The sequence below is a fragment of the Vibrio sp. S9_S30 genome (genome assembly GCF_014694455.1).
In the GTDB taxonomy this organism is placed as follows: Bacteria; Pseudomonadota; Gammaproteobacteria; order Enterobacterales; family Vibrionaceae; genus Vibrio.
Map to the genome: position 1 here is coordinate 93,861 of NZ_JAAUWT010000012.1, position 17,781 is coordinate 111,641.

The 17,781-nt window shown below is 44.5% G+C and carries 16 protein-coding genes and 1 pseudogene; 15 read left to right on the top strand and 2 right to left on the bottom strand.

Features of this window, described 5'->3' with window-relative positions; translation table 11 throughout:
• The first annotated feature begins 11 nt into the window (after nt 1-11).
• A complete protein-coding gene (gene rplT, locus HC752_RS15225) occupies nt 12-365 on the top strand; it encodes a 50S ribosomal protein L20 (protein WP_004401084.1) in 354 nt (117 codons plus the stop codon).
• A 114-nt stretch (nt 366-479) separates the two neighbouring features.
• Here rplT and HC752_RS15230 read toward each other — a convergent pair whose 3' ends face one another.
• Nucleotides 480-1,442, bottom strand: a complete 963-nt coding sequence (locus tag HC752_RS15230) for an integron integrase (protein WP_190336027.1) — start codon at nt 1,440-1,442, stop codon at nt 480-482.
• A 128-nt stretch (nt 1,443-1,570) separates the two neighbouring features.
• On the opposite strand from HC752_RS15230, the pseudogene HC752_RS15235 reads away from it, so the two are divergent.
• Nucleotides 1,571-1,743, top strand: a pseudogene (locus tag HC752_RS15235) (PhnA domain-containing protein); the annotation flags it as partial.
• A gap of 153 nt (nt 1,744-1,896) precedes the next feature.
• The gene (locus HC752_RS15240; RefSeq protein WP_190336028.1) at nt 1,897-2,322 is read left to right on the top strand and encodes a hypothetical protein; all 426 of its coding nucleotides are present in this window, start codon (nt 1,897-1,899) and stop codon (nt 2,320-2,322) included.
• 86 nt (nt 2,323-2,408) lie between these two features.
• Here the strand turns inward: HC752_RS15240 and HC752_RS15245 are convergent, their stop codons facing one another.
• The gene (locus tag HC752_RS15245; RefSeq protein WP_145997889.1) at nt 2,409-2,597 is read right to left on the bottom strand and encodes a hypothetical protein; all 189 of its coding nucleotides are present in this window, start codon (nt 2,595-2,597) and stop codon (nt 2,409-2,411) included.
• Nucleotides 2,598-2,823: 226 nt separating this feature from the next.
• Here HC752_RS15245 and HC752_RS15250 point away from each other — a divergent pair, with 226 nt between their 5' ends.
• From HC752_RS15250 to HC752_RS15305, 12 genes are all read left to right on the top strand, one after another.
• Entirely contained in the window at nt 2,824-3,108 is a 285-nt protein-coding gene (locus HC752_RS15250) for a hypothetical protein (protein WP_190336029.1), read from the top strand.
• 101 nt (nt 3,109-3,209) lie between these two features.
• Nucleotides 3,210-4,376, top strand: coding sequence for an HD domain-containing phosphohydrolase (locus HC752_RS15255; protein WP_190336030.1), 1,167 nt, complete (start codon nt 3,210-3,212; stop codon nt 4,374-4,376).
• 777 nt (nt 4,377-5,153) lie between these two features.
• The gene (locus HC752_RS15260) at nt 5,154-8,042 is read left to right on the top strand and encodes a pyridoxal phosphate-dependent class III aminotransferase (protein WP_190336031.1); all 2,889 of its coding nucleotides are present in this window, start codon (nt 5,154-5,156) and stop codon (nt 8,040-8,042) included.
• Nucleotides 8,043-8,055: 13 nt separating this feature from the next.
• Nucleotides 8,056-9,309 carry a carboxynorspermidine synthase gene (locus tag HC752_RS15265; protein WP_190336032.1) on the top strand — a complete coding sequence of 418 codons (1,254 nt, stop codon included), beginning with the start codon at nt 8,056-8,058 and terminating at the stop codon, nt 9,307-9,309.
• Nucleotides 9,310-9,413: 104 nt separating this feature from the next.
• On the top strand, nt 9,414-10,547 hold the full coding sequence (gene nspC, locus HC752_RS15270) for a carboxynorspermidine decarboxylase (RefSeq protein WP_190336033.1): 1,134 nt from the start codon (nt 9,414-9,416) through the stop codon (nt 10,545-10,547).
• A gap of 156 nt (nt 10,548-10,703) precedes the next feature.
• Nucleotides 10,704-11,723: a LacI family DNA-binding transcriptional regulator gene (locus HC752_RS15275; RefSeq protein WP_190336034.1), complete on the top strand. Its 1,020-nt coding sequence runs from the start codon at nt 10,704-10,706 to the stop codon at nt 11,721-11,723.
• Between the two features lie 320 nt (nt 11,724-12,043).
• Nucleotides 12,044-13,021, top strand: coding sequence for an ABC transporter substrate-binding protein (locus HC752_RS15280; RefSeq protein ID WP_190336035.1), 978 nt, complete (start codon nt 12,044-12,046; stop codon nt 13,019-13,021).
• Between the two features lie 318 nt (nt 13,022-13,339).
• Nucleotides 13,340-14,377, top strand: coding sequence for an ABC transporter permease subunit (locus HC752_RS15285; protein WP_190336036.1), 1,038 nt, complete (start codon nt 13,340-13,342; stop codon nt 14,375-14,377).
• Nucleotides 14,367-15,131, top strand: coding sequence for an ATP-binding cassette domain-containing protein (locus HC752_RS15290; RefSeq protein WP_194717386.1), 765 nt, complete (start codon nt 14,367-14,369; stop codon nt 15,129-15,131). Before HC752_RS15285 ends, HC752_RS15290 begins: the two co-directional genes overlap by 11 nt.
• Nucleotides 15,132-15,141: 10 nt before the next feature.
• Nucleotides 15,142-15,978 carry a class I fructose-bisphosphate aldolase gene (locus HC752_RS15295; RefSeq protein WP_190336037.1) on the top strand — a complete coding sequence of 279 codons (837 nt, stop codon included), beginning with the start codon at nt 15,142-15,144 and terminating at the stop codon, nt 15,976-15,978.
• Nucleotides 15,975-17,111, top strand: coding sequence for a Gfo/Idh/MocA family protein (locus tag HC752_RS15300; protein ID WP_194717387.1), 1,137 nt, complete (start codon nt 15,975-15,977; stop codon nt 17,109-17,111). The genes HC752_RS15295 and HC752_RS15300 overlap by 4 nt, the downstream gene beginning before the upstream one ends.
• Nucleotides 17,108-17,776, top strand: a complete 669-nt coding sequence (locus HC752_RS15305; protein ID WP_190336038.1) for a D-lyxose/D-mannose family sugar isomerase — start codon at nt 17,108-17,110, stop codon at nt 17,774-17,776. Before HC752_RS15300 ends, HC752_RS15305 begins: the two co-directional genes overlap by 4 nt.
• Nucleotides 17,777-17,781 lie beyond the last annotated feature (5 nt).

Consider the following 17,781-nt stretch of genomic DNA (forward strand, 5'->3'; position numbering starts at 1 on the left):
GGAGAAGCATAATGCCTCGCGTAAAACGTGGTGTACAAGCTCGTGCACGTCATAAGAAAGTTCTAAAACAAGCTAAAGGTTACTACGGTGCTCGCTCTCGCGTATACCGCGTAGCTTTCCAAGCAGTTACTAAAGCTGGTCAATACGCTTACCGTGACCGTCGCAACAAGAAACGTCAATTCCGTCAACTTTGGATTGCACGTATCAACGCGGCATCTCGCCAGAATGGTCTATCTTACAGCCGTTTCATTAATGGTCTTAAGAAAGCATCTATCGAGATCGATCGTAAGATCCTTGCTGATATCGCGGTATTCGACAAAGCTGCATTTGCAGTTCTAGTTGAAAAAGCGAAAGCTGCTCTTTAAGTTGCAGTGTAAGGTTTAAGAAAAGGAGAGCATTTGCTCTCCTTTTTTCATTTTTAGCATCATTCATGGCAAATTGATCATCGCTAAAGCAACCAGCATTCAGCTGCCTATCGTTTAAAGCCTTGATAAAGGGCTAATGACGCCACTTGCGCCTCTTTCTAAAACATGCGTGTATATTTGTGTTGTTCTCACGTCGGTGTGTCCTAGCTGCTCCTGAACCGTTCTTATATCAGATCCACTTTCTAATAAATGTGTTGCAAAAGAATGCCGCAAAGTGTGGCAAGTGACATTCTTATCTATATTGGCACTTTTGGCTGCCTTTCTGACGGTTTTCTGAATAGTCGATTCACTCATGTGTTGCCTTCTCAGTACGCCGGACTCAGGGTCTACTGATAGCTTTCCAGACGGAAACAAGTAATGCCAGTTTAATTCAAATGGTGCATTGTTATATTTCTTATGCAGTGCTTGTGGAAGCCACACCCCACCATAGCCTGGTGTTTCCATATCCCTTCTAAAAAATTGCAGAACAGTTTGCTCTTGTAATTTTAGAAATGGCTCCAATTCCTTGGCTAAGGTTACTGTTCTATTTTTGCCTCCCTTCCCATTCCAAACTCTGACCGCCCCATAGTGGTAATCGATATCGTGTACTCTTAGCCGCATGCATTCCATTAACCTCAAACCAGAGCCGTATAAAAGTTGTGCTTGCAGCTGATAGGGTGGATCGATATGGAGAAAGAGCTTTCTTACTTCGTCTCTTGTCAGGACAACAGGCAGCTTCTTTTTAATCGCAGAACGCTTGAATTTTATGTCGATGGACAGTGGAACCTTTAGGATTTCCTTATATAAGAAGATCAACGCATTGAGAGCGATGGATTGGGAATTGGCCGCTAGCTTTTGATCGCATGCTAGGTAAGTTAAAAAGGCCGCTACGTCGTTATCCCCCAATTTCGCTGGGTGTGCCATGTTATGAAAGTGGATATATCGGGCAATCCATGTTGTATATGCCTCTATTGTTCTTATAGCGTAATGCCTGAGATGCATAAATTCCTTTACATAGCTTAGAAAGGCAGATTTCATTAGTAAATACTCTACTGTTTTTATATACAGTCATAATGAAAGCACATTATCTCCAAGTCAGCTTGATACGATTCATTTTCCCTGACAATGTGCACACAATTAGAAGTTATAACTCACTGAATTACATAGATAATGTAACGTTAGTAAAAGACTTAAAAGTAAAAGGCAGCTCTTTGGTACTTAAGATAGGTACTAAAGCGTTCATTAGGAAAATCGTCGAAGTAAAGATCATCAATTGGGCTGTAAAGTTCATGGGAACGGTGAAATGATGGTTAGCACTAAGTTTGCAAAGAAAGCTTGATGAGGAGCGTAAATTCTACAAGTGGACGAGTAGTGGGTAATGTTCTTAGGAAAATGGAATATATCAACACTTTGTTACGATACTTAGGTTATCTAGAAGGAGTGATTCACATTACTATGAGATGGAATCAGTTTCTGCTTTTTAAGAGGTAATATGAAAAAGTCCCTGACGGCATTGGTTTTGGTTTTTGCCTTAGTAGGGTGTGAAGATGCAACCAATGCCATCGACCAAGCGCAAAAGGCGGCAAACAGCGCTGTGGATAATTTCCAAGAACAGTGGAAGGTTGTGGATTTTGCCGATCTAAATCTCGAACAATTTGGTAATGCAGCAGAGTCGGCTCAAGCGCTCACATCTGCGGTTGAACAAATTATGAATATGGATTTCAATAACTCTGAGGCATTGGCTCAAGCCACCGAGCACATTTCCAATGCGTATAGCTGCCTAGTTGAAGCATCATCAGAGCTAACCGCCGACAAGTTGATTGAAAGAGTGATGGGCTCTATAGCAAACCAAGATGTGCTCATTCTTATTCAAGAAGGTGTAGAACAAGCTAAAGTGGCGCAAGAGTGTGTTATTTAACATGATTTGAAAATGCAGAAGGCTCAGTGCAATTTGAGCCTTTATCGAATAAAGTCCTGTTACTGTAATAACTCAGATTGAGCATATCAAATAATCACTTCATGGTATTTAGGGTCGTCTCTATCGAGCAATATCTTAGAGCCATCTTTAAACGTATACATTTTTTTTGTGGAACTGATGAACTCAGATTGATTTGGCTTAAGGGCGATTTTCAATACTAAGGTCAAACCGTCAGTAAAGTCATATACAAGCTCTTCGGCGATGGTTTTAGTCATAAAATTTTGTAACCCTTTGAATTAGCTAATATTGAAATGCTTTTTAATCCTACCCTTATTTCCCCCTAAAACCAAACCACACATAGGGTTTATTTGTCCCAAAAACCGTTCCATTAGTTTGGTTGTACCAAAAGTAAGAAGGATGACTAGATCGGTTGGCGAGTCGGTGTATTGTGTCTTAGAGTTATTTGAGGAGAAGTTTCTCTTAGATCTCTGGGGGGTGAGCATGGCTGTAACTCGTAAACAGAGTGATATTAGTAAGCATTATAATCCCGAACAGGATTTTAATAATGACCAAAGACATAGATTTACCGAAATAGCTAATCAAGCCGCCGAAAGGCGTGCTCAAAAAGCACTGCTACTTAGGCGTTTGGCAGGATCACAGAAAACGCATGTTCCAGCAGCAAAAAAGTGGAAAAAAAGTTTCTACGGTGGGTTAACTCGTGTGCTGATTTGGTCATTGGTACTCGGGCTGACGTGGTTGTGGATGATTTTCATGACAAGCGGATGAGTGAAAGCACGACAAAACTTAACCTTTCTAGTCACTTGTAACTTAATAAATCTATCCGTGTCCTATACTGCTATTAGATATGGATATAGCAGGTAAAAACAATGGCAAGCTCAACAGAAATATCTGAAGAAGAAATTCAATATGAATCGTTAGAAGACTTCTTCCAAGATTTTCGAGAAGCTCATGAAAAATGTGAAGTTATTTTAGTTGATCTTGAACAGCGTCCAGACGATGTTGATTTGTTAAACGGACTTTTTCGGGTCGTGCATACGATCAAAGGAAACTTAGTCTACATAGGCTTAGTGTCCATCACGCCGCTTCTGCAAAGTCTTGAAGATTTGCTGGATTACATTCGTAGAGGGCATCTGAAATACGACAGTATCTTGTGTGACGTTATTCTCCTTTCTTTAGACAAAACGAAACAAATGGTTGAGGCAAGGTTAGACGAGAAAGAAAGCCCTCTAGCCGAAGAAGTCCTTAATAAAATTTGTGAAGACATCAGTTTGGTCGCCGATGTTTCCTCCGAAAGGCAGGTGGCGCTCATTAACGATGTGTTACTTTTGCTCGACCCTTCAACGAAGTTAACTGAGCAGCATACCGATGCTCCAATACAGAAAGAAATGGAAAAAGGTTCGCACAGGGAAAGCTATCAAAATGAACTTTTAACGATGTTGTCTAACTATGGCATCGAGGTTGATGATGATATCCGTTTTTACTCAAGTTTGGTTCAACCCTTGGAAGAGCGAAGCAAGTATTGGCATGGACGAACCTTAAGACAGCTCTTCCTAAGTTTAGAAATGAATAAGTTAGCGGGCACCTCTGTGGATGCTTCTCAACTGGCCGTTGCTGTGATGTTGCATGATATTGGTATGTCGTTTATGCCGTTAAATATGTTGAACAAAAAAGGCACCATTACGACAGAAGAAAGAGAAATATTGCACCATCACCCGTATTCGGGGTATTTGCTATTGAATGAATCCATCAGATGGCATGACGCCGCAGTCATGATTTTTCAGCATCATGAGCAAATGGATGGAACGGGGTATCCGAATCACCTAAATCAAGATCAAATTTCTGACGGCGCGAAAATATTGAGTATTGTTGATACCTTTGATGCCCGTACTCACGAACGCTCACATCACACTCTACTTAAACGGCCACTGGTACGCTGTATTGTTGAAATCAACAATTACAAGGGAACTCAGTTTGATAAAAAGTGGGTTAACGTATTTAACCAAGTTGCCAAACAACAATTCAAATCGGAATAAACCATTCAAATCGGAATAAACCATTCGAGTCGAAATAAACCATTCAAGTTGAACTTAATGTGGCAGAAAAGTGATGGTTGTGCCGATGTCCCGCCACAACTTCATTGAGAATGGACTACGACAGGAATTAGGTTTGGCATATTGAGTGTTAATTACGATGCATATCAGCGTAAAAAAATTGGGTTTTCAGGACAATCACACCATACATAAGGTGTGAATGTAACCTTGTTAACAATGAGAAGTGGTTTCTGGTAACGTTTTGAAATATAAAAATTTATTCTTTCATGAGTAAGGTTCATAATTTGCAACATATATAATTGTTAATAGTCAAATGTAAAAAGCGTTGCGCTCCCTAATAATCTAAGATATTCTCCGCGCTAATCTCGAAGAGCGTTTTGGGAGATACGCACAGTGACCATTCAAGCTGATTGTGACATTGTGTAGGGTAGGTACTAATCGGTACTTCGATTGGTAGATGGGAAGAAGAATGCCATAGGACTGGTATTATTATAGGAAGCCCAACATGACTCATTTTACTTCATTTTTTAAAATCAGCTTCGTACTTCCAACTTGCAGTATCATTACTGAACCTTGATACGTCGCACATTTCTTTATTAGCACACTTTGCTAAACCCTTGCCTATGTTTGCCTGACAAACACAGGTGGCTACTAGTTGCTTTTCTTATTCGCTGTATAATTATTTTTGCGTATTAAGAAGCAAGTCTTTGCTACTCGAATAGATATATTTGATTGAGCACTTTTTGAAGGTTTATTGCGATGAGCACAGCTTTTGAAATGGACGCATCACGCTCCAACACAATTTTTTCGTCTGTTGTACCAAACGTAGACGGTGTTTACGATCTTACTCCAGATCAAGTATTAATTGACCAAGCAGAACATGAGTCGGAAGTACGTTCTTATCCACGCCGTTTACCTATTGCTATTAAAAGAGCATACGGAGCTTTAGTGGAAGACACTCGTGGTCAGATTTTTCTAGACTGCCTCGCTGGCGCCGGTACGCTAGCAATGGGATACAACCACCCAGAAATTAACCAAGCGTTAAAAGAGCAGTTAGATTCCGGTTTGCCATACCAAACTCTCGATATCACGACCAAAGCCAAAGACACGTTTATTAAGCGCGTGAAAGCGTTTCTTCCGGAAGAATTTGCGAAAAACTCTGCCATTCAGTTCTGTGGCCCTTCTGGTGCTGATGCCGTGGAAGCGGCGATCAAGCTAGCAAAACAAACCACGGGGCGCAACACCATGTTTGCCTTCCGCGGCGCTTACCACGGCATGACAAACGGCACCATGGGTATGATGGGGAACCTTGGTACCAAGGCGCGTCGTACCGGATTAATGTCCGACGTTCATTTTATGCCTTTCCCATACAACCTACGTTGTCCGTTTGGGTTGGGTGGCGATGAAGGCGCAAAAGCCAGTATTCGTTATATGGAACGCTTACTGAACGATGACGAAGCAGGCATTATGAAGCCCGCGGCGATCATTGTTGAGCCCGTACAAGGCGAAGGCGGGGTAATTCCTGCCCCTGCGTTTTGGTTGCGTGAACTTCGCCGCCTCTGTGATGAGCATGGCATTCTTTTAATATTCGATGAAATTCAATGTGGCGTGGGTAAGTCTGGCTATCGCTTTGCGTTTGAAGAGTCAGGTATCTCTCCCGATATTTTGTGCTTGTCTAAGGCGATTGGTGGTGGTCTGCCGATGTCTTTATTGGTGTTTAGCAAAGACATAGACACTTGGAAGGCAGGGGAACACACAGGCACATTCCGCGGTAACCAACTTGCGATGGTATCGGGTGCGAAGGCATTAGAGATCATCGAGAGAGATAACCTTGTTGAACATGCCAATATTGCGGGTCAATACTTAAGATTAGGTTTCGAGAAAATCCAAAAACGCGTGAATTGCATTGCTGAAGTTCGCGGAAAAGGCTTAATGCTTGGTTTGGAAATTCAAACACCGACTGGTGAGAAAAACAAATTTGGTGAACCTAAATCCGATGGTGCACTGACGCTTGCCATTCAAAGAGCCGCCCTAGAGCGTGGTTTGATGGTTGAAAAAGGTGGACGAGATGGATCGGTGATTCGATTTTTACCTCCTCTCATTATTTCGTTCGAGCAGATTGACTTTGCACTGAAAGTACTTGAAGAGGCGATCGTGGTCGCTGGTGGCGGTATTAAGGAACCAGCACCAGAATCTGATGCTTGGAAAAAGCACTTTATCCATACAGGTGCAGAGGGTGCCAATGAATTTGCTTCCGTCATGAACCATACAACCGCAGCGATGAAGCAGCTTTTTGAACAAGTCGACAAGCCTTATTCTGGGATGGATCCAAAACTGCTTGAATCTCAGATCCGTGCAGTCAACTTGAACTCTGCCAATGGAAGCCTTACCGACGTTATCAGCAGTGCGACAGATTTGGTGGCTAAAAACGCTATCTTCACGCAACATCCAAGCTGTATCGCTCATTTGCACACACCGCCATTGATGCCGGCTGTTGCGGCAGAAGCCATGATTGCAGCCTTGAACCAATCTATGGACTCTTGGGATCAAGCGTCTTCTGCAACGTATGTTGAGCAGAAAGTCGTGGACTGGTTGTGCGAACGTTACGGTTTAGGTGATAAAGCGGACGGTATTTTTACGAGCGGTGGCACACAAAGTAACCAGATGGGCTTGATGCTAGCTCGCGATTGGATTGCCGACAAACTCAGTGGTCATTCCATTCAAAAGTTGGGCTTACCGGAATATGCCGATAAGTTACGCATCGTGTGTTCGGAAAAAGCACACTTTACGGTGCAAAAATCCGCGTCTTGGATGGGGTTGGGCGAGAAAGCCATTCTCACCGTGGACGCATTGCCAAATGGCACGATGGACATCTCTAAGTTGGATGAAACCGTGACCAAAGCGAAAGCCGAAGGTTTGATTCCTTTTGCGATTGTTGGTACTGCTGGTACGACCGACCACGGCGCAATAGACGACTTGAACATCATTGCCGATGTAGCCGCAAAACACGAACTTTGGATGCACGTTGATGGTGCTTACGGCGGAGCTCTAATTTTAAGTAGCCACAAAGCGCGATTATCTGGTATTGAAAAAGCGGATTCGTTAAGCGTAGATTTTCATAAGTTGTTCTATCAAACAATCAGCTGTGGCTCATTACTGGTAAAAGACAAGGCGAACTTTAAGTATTTGCTTCATCATGCGGACTACCTCAACCGCGAGCACGATGAGTTGCCTAACCTAGTCGATAAATCCATCGCGACCACCAAGCGTTTTGATGCTCTGAAAGTGTTCATGACGATGCAAAATGTAGGACCAAAAGCGTTGGGTGACATGTATGACCATTTGCTCGAACAAACATTGCAGGTGGCGGACCTTGTTCATCAACGTAAAGGTTTTGAATTGTTGACCGAACCCGCGTTATCAACGGTATTGTTCCGAGTGACCAATTCGCAAGTAACGGACTTATGCAAACTAAACCAAAAAGTGCGTATAGAAGCTTTGGTTCGCGGTATTGCCGTTTTAGGTGAAACATCGGTTAATGGGCAGTCAGCACTCAAATTTACCATTTTAAATCCATGTCTGGCTTTGTCAGATTTTGAACAACTATTGAATGATATCGACCAGTTAGCGGTTGAACTAGCGAAATAAAGGAACAAGAATCATGGCAATTCTTCAAATTGGTGCAGGTGGCGTAGGTTGGGTAGTCGCGCATAAAGCGGCGCAAAACAACGACGTGCTGGGTGATATCACAATTGCTTCACGTACGGTCAGCAAGTGCGAAAAAATCATCGAGTCTATTCAGAAGAAAAATAACCTGAAAGATCCATCTAAAAAGTTGGAAGCTCGCGCTGTAGACGCCGATGATGTGGGTGCGTTAGTGGCACTGATCAAAGAAGTTCAACCAGACCTTGTGATTAATGCGGGTCCTCCATGGGTCAACATGACCATTATGGAAGCCTGTTATCAAGCAAAAGTATCGTACTTAGACACATCGGTAGCGGTTGATCTGTGCTCTGAAGGTCAGCAAGTACCGCAAGCTTACGATTGGCAGTGGGGTTACCGCGAGAAGTTTAAAGAAGCGGGTATCACTGGCATTCTAGGTGCTGGTTTTGATCCTGGTGTGGTTTCGGTATTTGCCGCTTACGCTGTGAAACATTTGTTCGACGAGATCGATACTATCGATGTGATGGACGTGAATGCGGGTGACCACGGTCAGAAGTTTGCGACGAACTTTGATCCAGAAACCAACATGTTGGAAATTCAAGGCGATTCTTTCTACTGGGAAAACGAAGAGTGGAAGCAAGTGCCATGTCATTCTCGTATGCTAGAGTTTGATTTCCCAAACTGCGGAACGCATAAAGTGTATTCCATGGCGCACGATGAAGTTCGCTCAATGAAAGAGTTCATCCCAGCCAAGCGTATCGAGTTCTGGATGGGTTTTGGAGATAAATACCTAAACTACTTCAACTGCATGCGTGATATCGGTCTTTTAAGCCCAGATCCGCTCACACTGCACGATGGAACCGTGGTACAGCCGTTACACGTTCTTAAAGCATTGTTGCCAGACCCGACTTCTCTTGCGCCAGGTTACACGGGGTTAACCTGTATTGGTACGTGGGTTCAAGGTAAGAAAGATGGCAAAGAGCGCAGCGTGTTCATTTACAACAATGCCGATCATGAAGTGGCGTACAAAGATGTTGAGCACCAAGCCATCTCTTACACGACGGGGGTTCCGGCCATTACCGCAGCGCTTCAGTTCTTCCGTGGTGAGTGGGCAGACAAAGGCGTGTTCAACATGGAACAGCTAGACCCAGATCCGTTCCTAGAAACCATGCCTTCAATAGGTCTTGACTGGCATGTGCAGGAACTGGAAGCGGGGCAAGGGCTCCCGAATATCCACGAACTGAAAAAATAAGAATTTAGCTCAGGCTATTCTTGAATTTACTAAAGCCGATGCCGTTGCGTCGGCTTTGTTCGATTTGGCAGTGCTTTCTCGCGAAGGCTCTCAAGGTACTAACAATGCAAAAAAGCGAACTGAAAACGCCTTACTTCATGATTAATGAAGATAAGCTGATAGCAAATTTAGAAAAAGCAAAACAACTGAAAGAGATTTCGGGTGTGAAGTTGGTGTTGGCGCTCAAGTGTTTCTCCACTTGGGGCGTGTTTAACATCATCAAACCCTACTTGGATGGCACTACAAGTTCCGGTCCATACGAAGTCAAACTCGGGCACGAAACCTTTGGCGGCGAAACTCACGCTTACAGCGTGGGGTACAGCGAAGACGACGTTCGTGAAGTGGCTGAAATTTGCGACAAGATGATCTTTAACTCACAAAATCAATTGGCAGCGTATCGCCATCTGGTTGAAGGCAAAGCCTCTCTGGGGTTACGTCTTAACCCAGGTGTAAGCTATGCAGGGCAAGACTTAGCGAACCCAGCGCGGAAATTTTCTCGTTTAGGTGTTCAAGCGGATCATATCAATCCTGAAATCTTCGATTCGATTGATGGCGTGATGTTCCACATGAATTGTGAGAATAAAGATGTAGACGCTTTTATTGGTCTACTTGATGCGATTTCAGACCAGTTTGGTGAGTATCTTAACAAACTGGATTGGGTCAGCATGGGCGGTGGCGTATTCTTCACATGGCCGGGCTACGATATCCAAAAACTGGGTATGGCATTGAAAGCTTTTTCTGAAAAGCATGGCGTACAAATGTATCTTGAGCCAGGTGAAGCCATCATCACTAAAACCACGGACTTAGTAGTAACGGTTGTTGATGTGGTTGAAAATGGAATGAAAACCGCCATCGTCGATTCCGCGACGGAAGCGCATCGGTTAGACACGCTGATCTACGATGAACCGGCATCCATCCTCGAAGCCAATGAACGTGGCGAGCATCAATACGTCATTGGTTCCTGTTCATGCTTAGCTGGCGACCAGTTTTGTGTGGCGAACTTTGATGCGCCTTTAGAAATCGGTCAGAAGCTTCATATCTTGGATAGCGCAGGTTACACCATGGTGAAATTAAATTGGTTTAATGGGCTAAAAATGCCGTCCATATACTGCGAGCGTTCAGGTGGAGAAATTCAAAAGCTGAATGAATTTGATTATTCCGATTTCAAACGTTCACTGTCTCAATGGTCGGTGTCATAGCGTTCGATAGCGGATAGCGTTATTTAATATCACAATATGCCGATTTAAGGGTGAATACGTGGCGTGTTCGCCCTTTTCTTCTCTTAGTGATTGACTCGTGTAAAGAATGCTGAAAAATTCATAGAGATCAGTGAAGCAATCAAAGAAAGGAAATTCATGTCTAGCAAGCCGTCAAATACCGTTACTATGTCTGATGTTGCCAAATTAGCGGGTGTTTCTCGGGCGTCGGCTTCCAAATATTTCAATGGCGATAGGTCACTTAAGCAAGCAACCATCCAGCGTATTCAAGCGGCGTGTGATGCTTTGCAGTACGTACCCAATCAGCACGCCGTGAATTTGGTAAAAGGGCAAAGTTCGTTAATTGCTGCGGTCGTGCCGTCTACAACGGACAGCTTTTACTCGGGCACACTCAAATACATCGAAGATTTTGCGAATGAAAAAGGGTTAAACCTTATCGTGCAGAGCACTCATGGTGACCCTAAACGCGAGCGAAAAATCATTCAGTCACTCCGAAGCTTAAAACCGAGATCACTGATTTTGGTGCCCACTGCCAGTGATGAGGCATCGGTTCGGTTTTTTGAAGCCCTACGACACGACATTCATATTGTTTGGTTGGATAACTGCTTACTAGAGAATGCGAGCTATGTGGTTAACGATAATCGCCATAGTCTCGAGATCATTTGCGATTACTTTCTAGAAAAAGGCATTCATCCTTACTATTTAGATGTGCCTAAAAATCTTGAAAAGCCTTCTGTTGCATCTCGTCGAAAAAGCTATTGCGATAGCATGAAGAAAGCTGGGTTAGCGCCTAAATTCATTGTAGATGAAGAGCTGGATATTGTATGGCCAGACGCTGCTTATGGACACACGATGATCTTTAAGTGGTTACAGGAAACCGATTGGGCAAGTGAGAAGTGTGGCATCATTTGTATGAACGATAACATTGCGGTTGGGGCGTTGAGTGCACTGAATAACGCGGGTGTAAAAGTGGGCAAACAAGTTTTACTCGCTGGGCACGATGATATTGAATTAGCACCATACTTGACTCCTCCATTGACCACAGTAAAGCAAAGCTGTAATCAGATGGCTAGGGCAGTGGTTGATGCTGTTTTAGAGCCAGAAATCATTCGTGAAGTGACGATTCATTCAAGATTGGTGAAAAGGCTTTCAGCATAGAACGCACTCAAAAAGCCTGACCTTGTTGGCTTACATTCTGCCTGATTTTCATACATGATCATGTTCGGTATTGAAATGTCTTTCTTATAACCTTCTGTATTTTAAAGAATCTACTTTTCCGCTCGCGTTCAAACTGTTTACTAAATCACCTTTCTCATTCTTGATTATATACACGTGTCTAAAAATAACATAGGGTTAACTTTAACGGTTCGGTTTGAAAATCGGGTAAGGGCAAATCGGACGAATTGCCTATTTCTTGTGAGGTTTTTGTATTGCTAGAAATGCCCATGTCATCCCATCTGAAACAAGGAAGGAAAACGATGAAACATACCGTAAAAGTTGCCACCATGGCGGCAATCATTGGTTTGTCTGCGATGTTTAGCCAAATGACGAATGCTGCTGAAAAGTTGAAGCTCGCCCTAATCCCGGGTGTGGTTGACCCGTTTTATTTCACCATGCATCGTGGTGCTCAGCATGCTGCCGATGCGATTGGCGCTGATTTGATTTTCCAAGTCCCAAGGGAGTGGAACACCACAGCTCAAGTACCCATACTGAATGCGATCATTGCTAAAAAGCCAGATGCAATTCTTATTTCTCCCGTCGATAAACAACAACTTATCGCACCACTGAAACAAGCAGCCGATGCAGGCATTCGCGTGATTACCGTTGATACCTTCATTGATGATGGAAATTATCAAGATGGTTCTGGCCCTGGTGATTTTGTTGATAGCTATATTGCCTCAGACAACGTATTGGGTGGGCGAATTGCGGCGAGAGCACTGGCGGATTCCATTGGCTTTAAAGGCAAGGTCTACGTTGCCAGTGTTAAGCCCGGTATTTCCACAACAGACCAACGTGCTGAAGGTTTCATAAATGAAATGAAACGTTGGCCGGATATCGAGGTACTGAAGATCCAATACAACGAAGATGATTCCAATAAGTCCGCTTCTCAACTGCAAGCGGTTTATGCGCGTAACCCCGATTTAGCCGGTGTATTTGGCGCGAATACGTTCTCGGCATTGGGTGCCGCAGAGGGGGTGAAAAAACTGGACAAAATCGGAAAAATCAAAGTTGTCGCCTTTGATGCACTGCCAAGAATTGTTCAAGACATCAAATCTGGCTTGGTAGACATCGCCGTAGCTCAACAACCCGCCACGATGGGTTATTACGGCGTGATGACGGCCTATGCGCTTCTGACTGGGCAAGCGGTTCCAAGTCAAATAGGCACCGGGTTTGTGGTGATGGATAAATCGAACATCGATTCACCAGATATTCTGAAGTACGTGTACTCAGATTAGGTTACACCGCTGTAGGTCACTAAGTTGTGGTTCATAAAGGCTGTTATTCACACAGATTGTTGTTTACCAAAGCTGTTGTTTACGAAAGCTGTTGTTTACCAAAGCCATAGTTCAGAAAAGCTATTGCTCACAAAAGCCATCGTTCACAAGAGCCATCGTTCACAAGAGCTATCGTTCACAAGAGCTATCGTTCACAAGAGCTATCGTTCACAAGAGCCATGAGCCATAGAACCCAGTAAGGCTTACAGACCCTAATCATTCGTACAAATAAAGGGGTAGATGGATTCTGCCCCAAAACTCCAAAAATAGGTGTTATTTATGTCTAGTGTTCCAACTACCACAAAGGCAGGGGATAGCTCATCTCAAGATACGGGATTTTCTTGGCTGGAATGGTTGAGTAAAGCTTGGCCTTGGATGTTCTTGAGTTTGCTGCTGATCTTTTTTGAGGTGTGGTCTCAAATTATGTTCAAAACGACCTTTTTGGGTAACAGTTTTACATTACAAAGTATCGCGTTGTTTGCCGCCGCGCCGCTTTTGCTTGGTATTGGCCAAACCTTTGTCATCATTGCGGCGGGTATCGATTTGTCGTTAGGCTTCATTATGGGCTTTGCCTCCGTGATCATGGCCACCACCATGAACCTCATGCCTGCGGATACCTTTATTGCCATTGTGGTTGGGTTTGCAGCGGCTCTATTTGCTTCCTTTATTCCAGGGGTTATCAATGGAACCCTGATTGCTCGGCTTGCCATTCCTCCTTTTATTGGAACGTTAGGGATGTATGGCGTTGCTCGGGGAATGGGCTTCATTTTTGCAGATGGCACCACCGTACCTGTCAATAATACGTATTTGTATGCGTTTGGTAATGGCAAGTTGCTTGGTGTTCCTTACCCTGTTCTTCTTGCTCTTGCGGTGTTGATTGTGGCGCACTATATCTTGTCTCAAACTCGGTTTGGTCAGTACACCTATGCGATTGGCGGAAACAGGCATGCCGCTATTCGTTCTGGAATAAAAGTAAAACGTCAGCTTACGTGGGTTTATATTCTGGCGGCATTGTGCGCAGGGTTAGCCGGCGCGACTTACACCGCCAGATTTTCCGCAGGAGCAGCACAGGCCGGTGAGCCGATGCTTTTGGATTCCATTGCGGCGGTTGTGATTGGTGGTGCAAGCTTATTTGGTGGCTATGGCACGGTAATCGGCACGCTCATCGGGGCGTTGATTATTGCGGTGATTCAATTTGGTCTGGTATTCATTGATGTAGAACCGTTCTGGCAGTTTGTCGCCGTTGGGGTCGTGATCATAGTTTCCGTGTTTATTGATCAGTCTAAGTCCAAGTTGACGGGAGGTCATGGTGATTAATTCAGCTGAAGTGAAACCGATTCTTTCCGCCTCGAATATTTGCAAAACATTTGGTGGCGTCGAAGCCCTAAAAGAGGTGTCGTTTGAAGTCAAGCCCGGCGAAGTGATGGCGCTGGTTGGTGATAATGGGGCCGGAAAGTCCACGCTGATCAAAACACTGTCTGGCGTATATACCCCCGACAGCGGCACGATGACTTACCAAGATCAACACATTGCGTTCGAAGACCCATCACAAGCTCGAAGCTCGGGCATCGAAACCATCTATCAAGATTTGGCACTCGCCGATAACTTAGACGTGGGCAGCAATATTTTCCTTGGTCGAGAGCCCAAAACCAAGCGTTTTGGCCTTTTCCCTGTTCTGGACAGAACGCACATGACCAAAGTGGCAGAAGAAGTGATCAAGCCGCTTGATATCATCATTCCCAAAGCGTCTTTGAAAAAGCCCGTATTGAGTTTGTCTGGTGGGCAAAGACAAGCGATCGCCATTGGGCGAGCGGTGTATTGGCAAGCGAAAGTGCTGATCATGGATGAACCCACAGCAGCGCTCGGGGTGCCAGAGCAGAGAAAGGTGATGGAGTTGATTTTAAAGCTAAAAGAGCAAGGCGTTGCCATCATTCTTATTTCTCACAACATGAATGATGTCTTTGCCGTATCCGACAGAATTACCGTCCTTCGTCGTGGTCAAGTGGTTGGGGTACGCGAAGCTTCTGAAACCAACAGTGAAGAACTTGTCCATCTAATGGTTGCAGGCTAAGGAAAATATCATGTTATCAGCAAGAATGAATCGATTGTTTGGGGAATCAGGTCACTGTTTTGATGTGGCGATAGATCACGGCATGTTTAATCAAGGTGTCTTTTTACAAGGCATTGAGAATATGGAACACGCCATCTCTACCATAGTGAAGGCTGATCCAGATGCCATTCAACTTCCGCCGGGGAGTGCACGTTTACTGCAAGGAATGAATAAGCCGAAGAAACCTGCCTTGGTGCTACGAACAGACATTGCCAACTGCTACGGCACGGAGTTAGTGCCCCCCATTTTCTCGGAAATGATCGAAAACCCAGTGGAAAGAGCACTCAGGTTAGATGCGGCTTGCGTGGTGGTGAACCTGTTGCAATTGCCGAACGAAACCGATTTGTATCGCCAGTGCTTAAAGCGAATCAACGTGCTACGTAAAGAGTGTGAGATTTACGCCATGCCTCTCATGGTTGAGCCTTTGGTGATGCAACCCAATAGCAGCGCTGGTGGCTATATGGTGGATGGCAACATCAGCAAGATCGTGCCATTGGTTCGTCAAGCGAGCGAGCTGGGGGCTGATATTATTAAAGCGGATCCTTGTGATGATGTGAGTGAATACCACAAAGTGATCGAAACCGCGCAGCAAGTGCCTGTTTTGGTTAGAGGGGGTGGTCGGGTGAGTGATGAAGAGATTCTGAAAAGAACGTCTGAGTTAATGGCACAGGGCGCTAAAGGCATTGTGTATGGTCGCAATGTGATTCAGCACCCCGATCCTGCTGGAATTACCCGTGCTTTAATGAACATTGTCCACAAAGGCATGGCACCAGAAGAGGCAAAAGTGTTGATTGGGGCAGCATCATGAAAACCATCCGATTTGGCATTATTGGAGGCGGGATGATGGGCAAAGAATTTGCCTCAGCGGCTGCGCGATGGTGTCATCTAACGAGCGTATCCGCCAAGCCTGAAATCGTAGCGCTGTGTGATACCAATGTGGCAATACATGGCTGGTATAGAGACAATTTCCCGTCCATCAGAACTTATACAGAAGACTATCAAGCGCTACTTAACGATGAATCCATCGACGCGATTTATTGCGCGGTGCCGCACCATCTGCATGAAACACTCTACATAGACATCATTAAATCCGGAAAGCACCTGCTTGCTGAGAAGCCTTTTGGTATCGACAGATCGGCATCGGAAAAGATCTTAGCGTGTATTGAAGCACACCCAGACGTGTTTGTGCGTTGTACGTCAGAGTTTCCATTTTATCCCGCGATGCAAGCCATGATTCGGGATATGAAAAACTGTGGTGAGAATACTTTTCTACATGCGGACATTGGCTTTTTGCACTCCAGCGACATCAACCCCGATAAGCCGATTAACTGGAAACGGCAAAAGCCATTTTGCGGGGAATACGGGTGTATGGGCGATTTGGGAATGCACATTCTGCATGTGCCTTTAAAGCTAGGTTGGACGTTTGAAAGTGTGTATGCCCAATTGAGTGATGTGGTGGCAAAAAGAAAGAACACGCAAGGGGAATGGGTGGACTGCGATACCTTTGAAAATGCGGATTTACATTGCATGACGACGTGGCAAGGTCAGACATTTCCGACGCGTTTAAAAACCTACCGGATAGCGCCGGGTCACAACAACTCTTGGTATTTCGAGCTGAATGGAATCTATGGCAGCTTTCGGTTCTCGACGGCTAATCCAAATCAGTACGAAAAAATGGCATATCAAGCGGGTGGTGCACAAATATGGCAAACCGTACCAGTAGGATATCTGCCTGCTTACCCAACTATTTCAGGCGGGATCATGGAATTTGGTTTTACTGATGCTGTGTTGCAAATGTGGGCATCTTTTATTGATGAACTAGTGACTGGCAGTGTCACCGGCTTCCAATGTGTTACGCCTCAAGAAGCCATGATTCAACATCAAATTTTCACGGCAGCCTTGCTGTCTCATCAAAATCAATCAGTGGAGAAAATACAATGAAACGATCTCAGGTTAATAAAGCCATACGCGACGCTGAAGAATTGATGGAAACCTTTCATTTTAAACTGCCGCGTTGGGGAAACTGGAACAAAGAGGATTGGCAGAGCAACGGTGAACTTGCGGCTTACAATCACAAATACCAGTTAGGGTGGGATGTGACGGACTTTAATGAAGACCGATTTGATCAGCGAGGGCTGGTTTTGTTTTGCATCCGCAATGGTGACCAATCGGATAAAACCAGTGTGCCCTATGCTGAAAAAATCATGATGGTCAAAGAAGAACAGGAAACGCCTCTCCATTATCACAAAAAAAAAGTCGAAGACATCATCAACCGCGGTGGCGGTAACTTAGTGGTGGAATGCGTAAAAGTGAATGGCAAAGGTGAACACTTAGATAAAGACATCGAAGTCACTGTCGATGGTGAAGTTGTGAGGGCAAAACCGTTCGAGAAAATCATTCTGGCTCCTGGTCAAAGTATTCGAATTCCCACCGGATTAATGCATCGCTTCTATGGTGAAAAAGGGAAAGGTCCCGTGCTGACTGGCGAAGTATCGATGGCCAATGATGACAATGGTGATAACTACTTTGATCAGCCACTTGGTCGCTTTTCAGACATCGTCGAAGACGAACCCGCGATCTACCCACTTTGGAATGAACTTAAGTAGGCGAG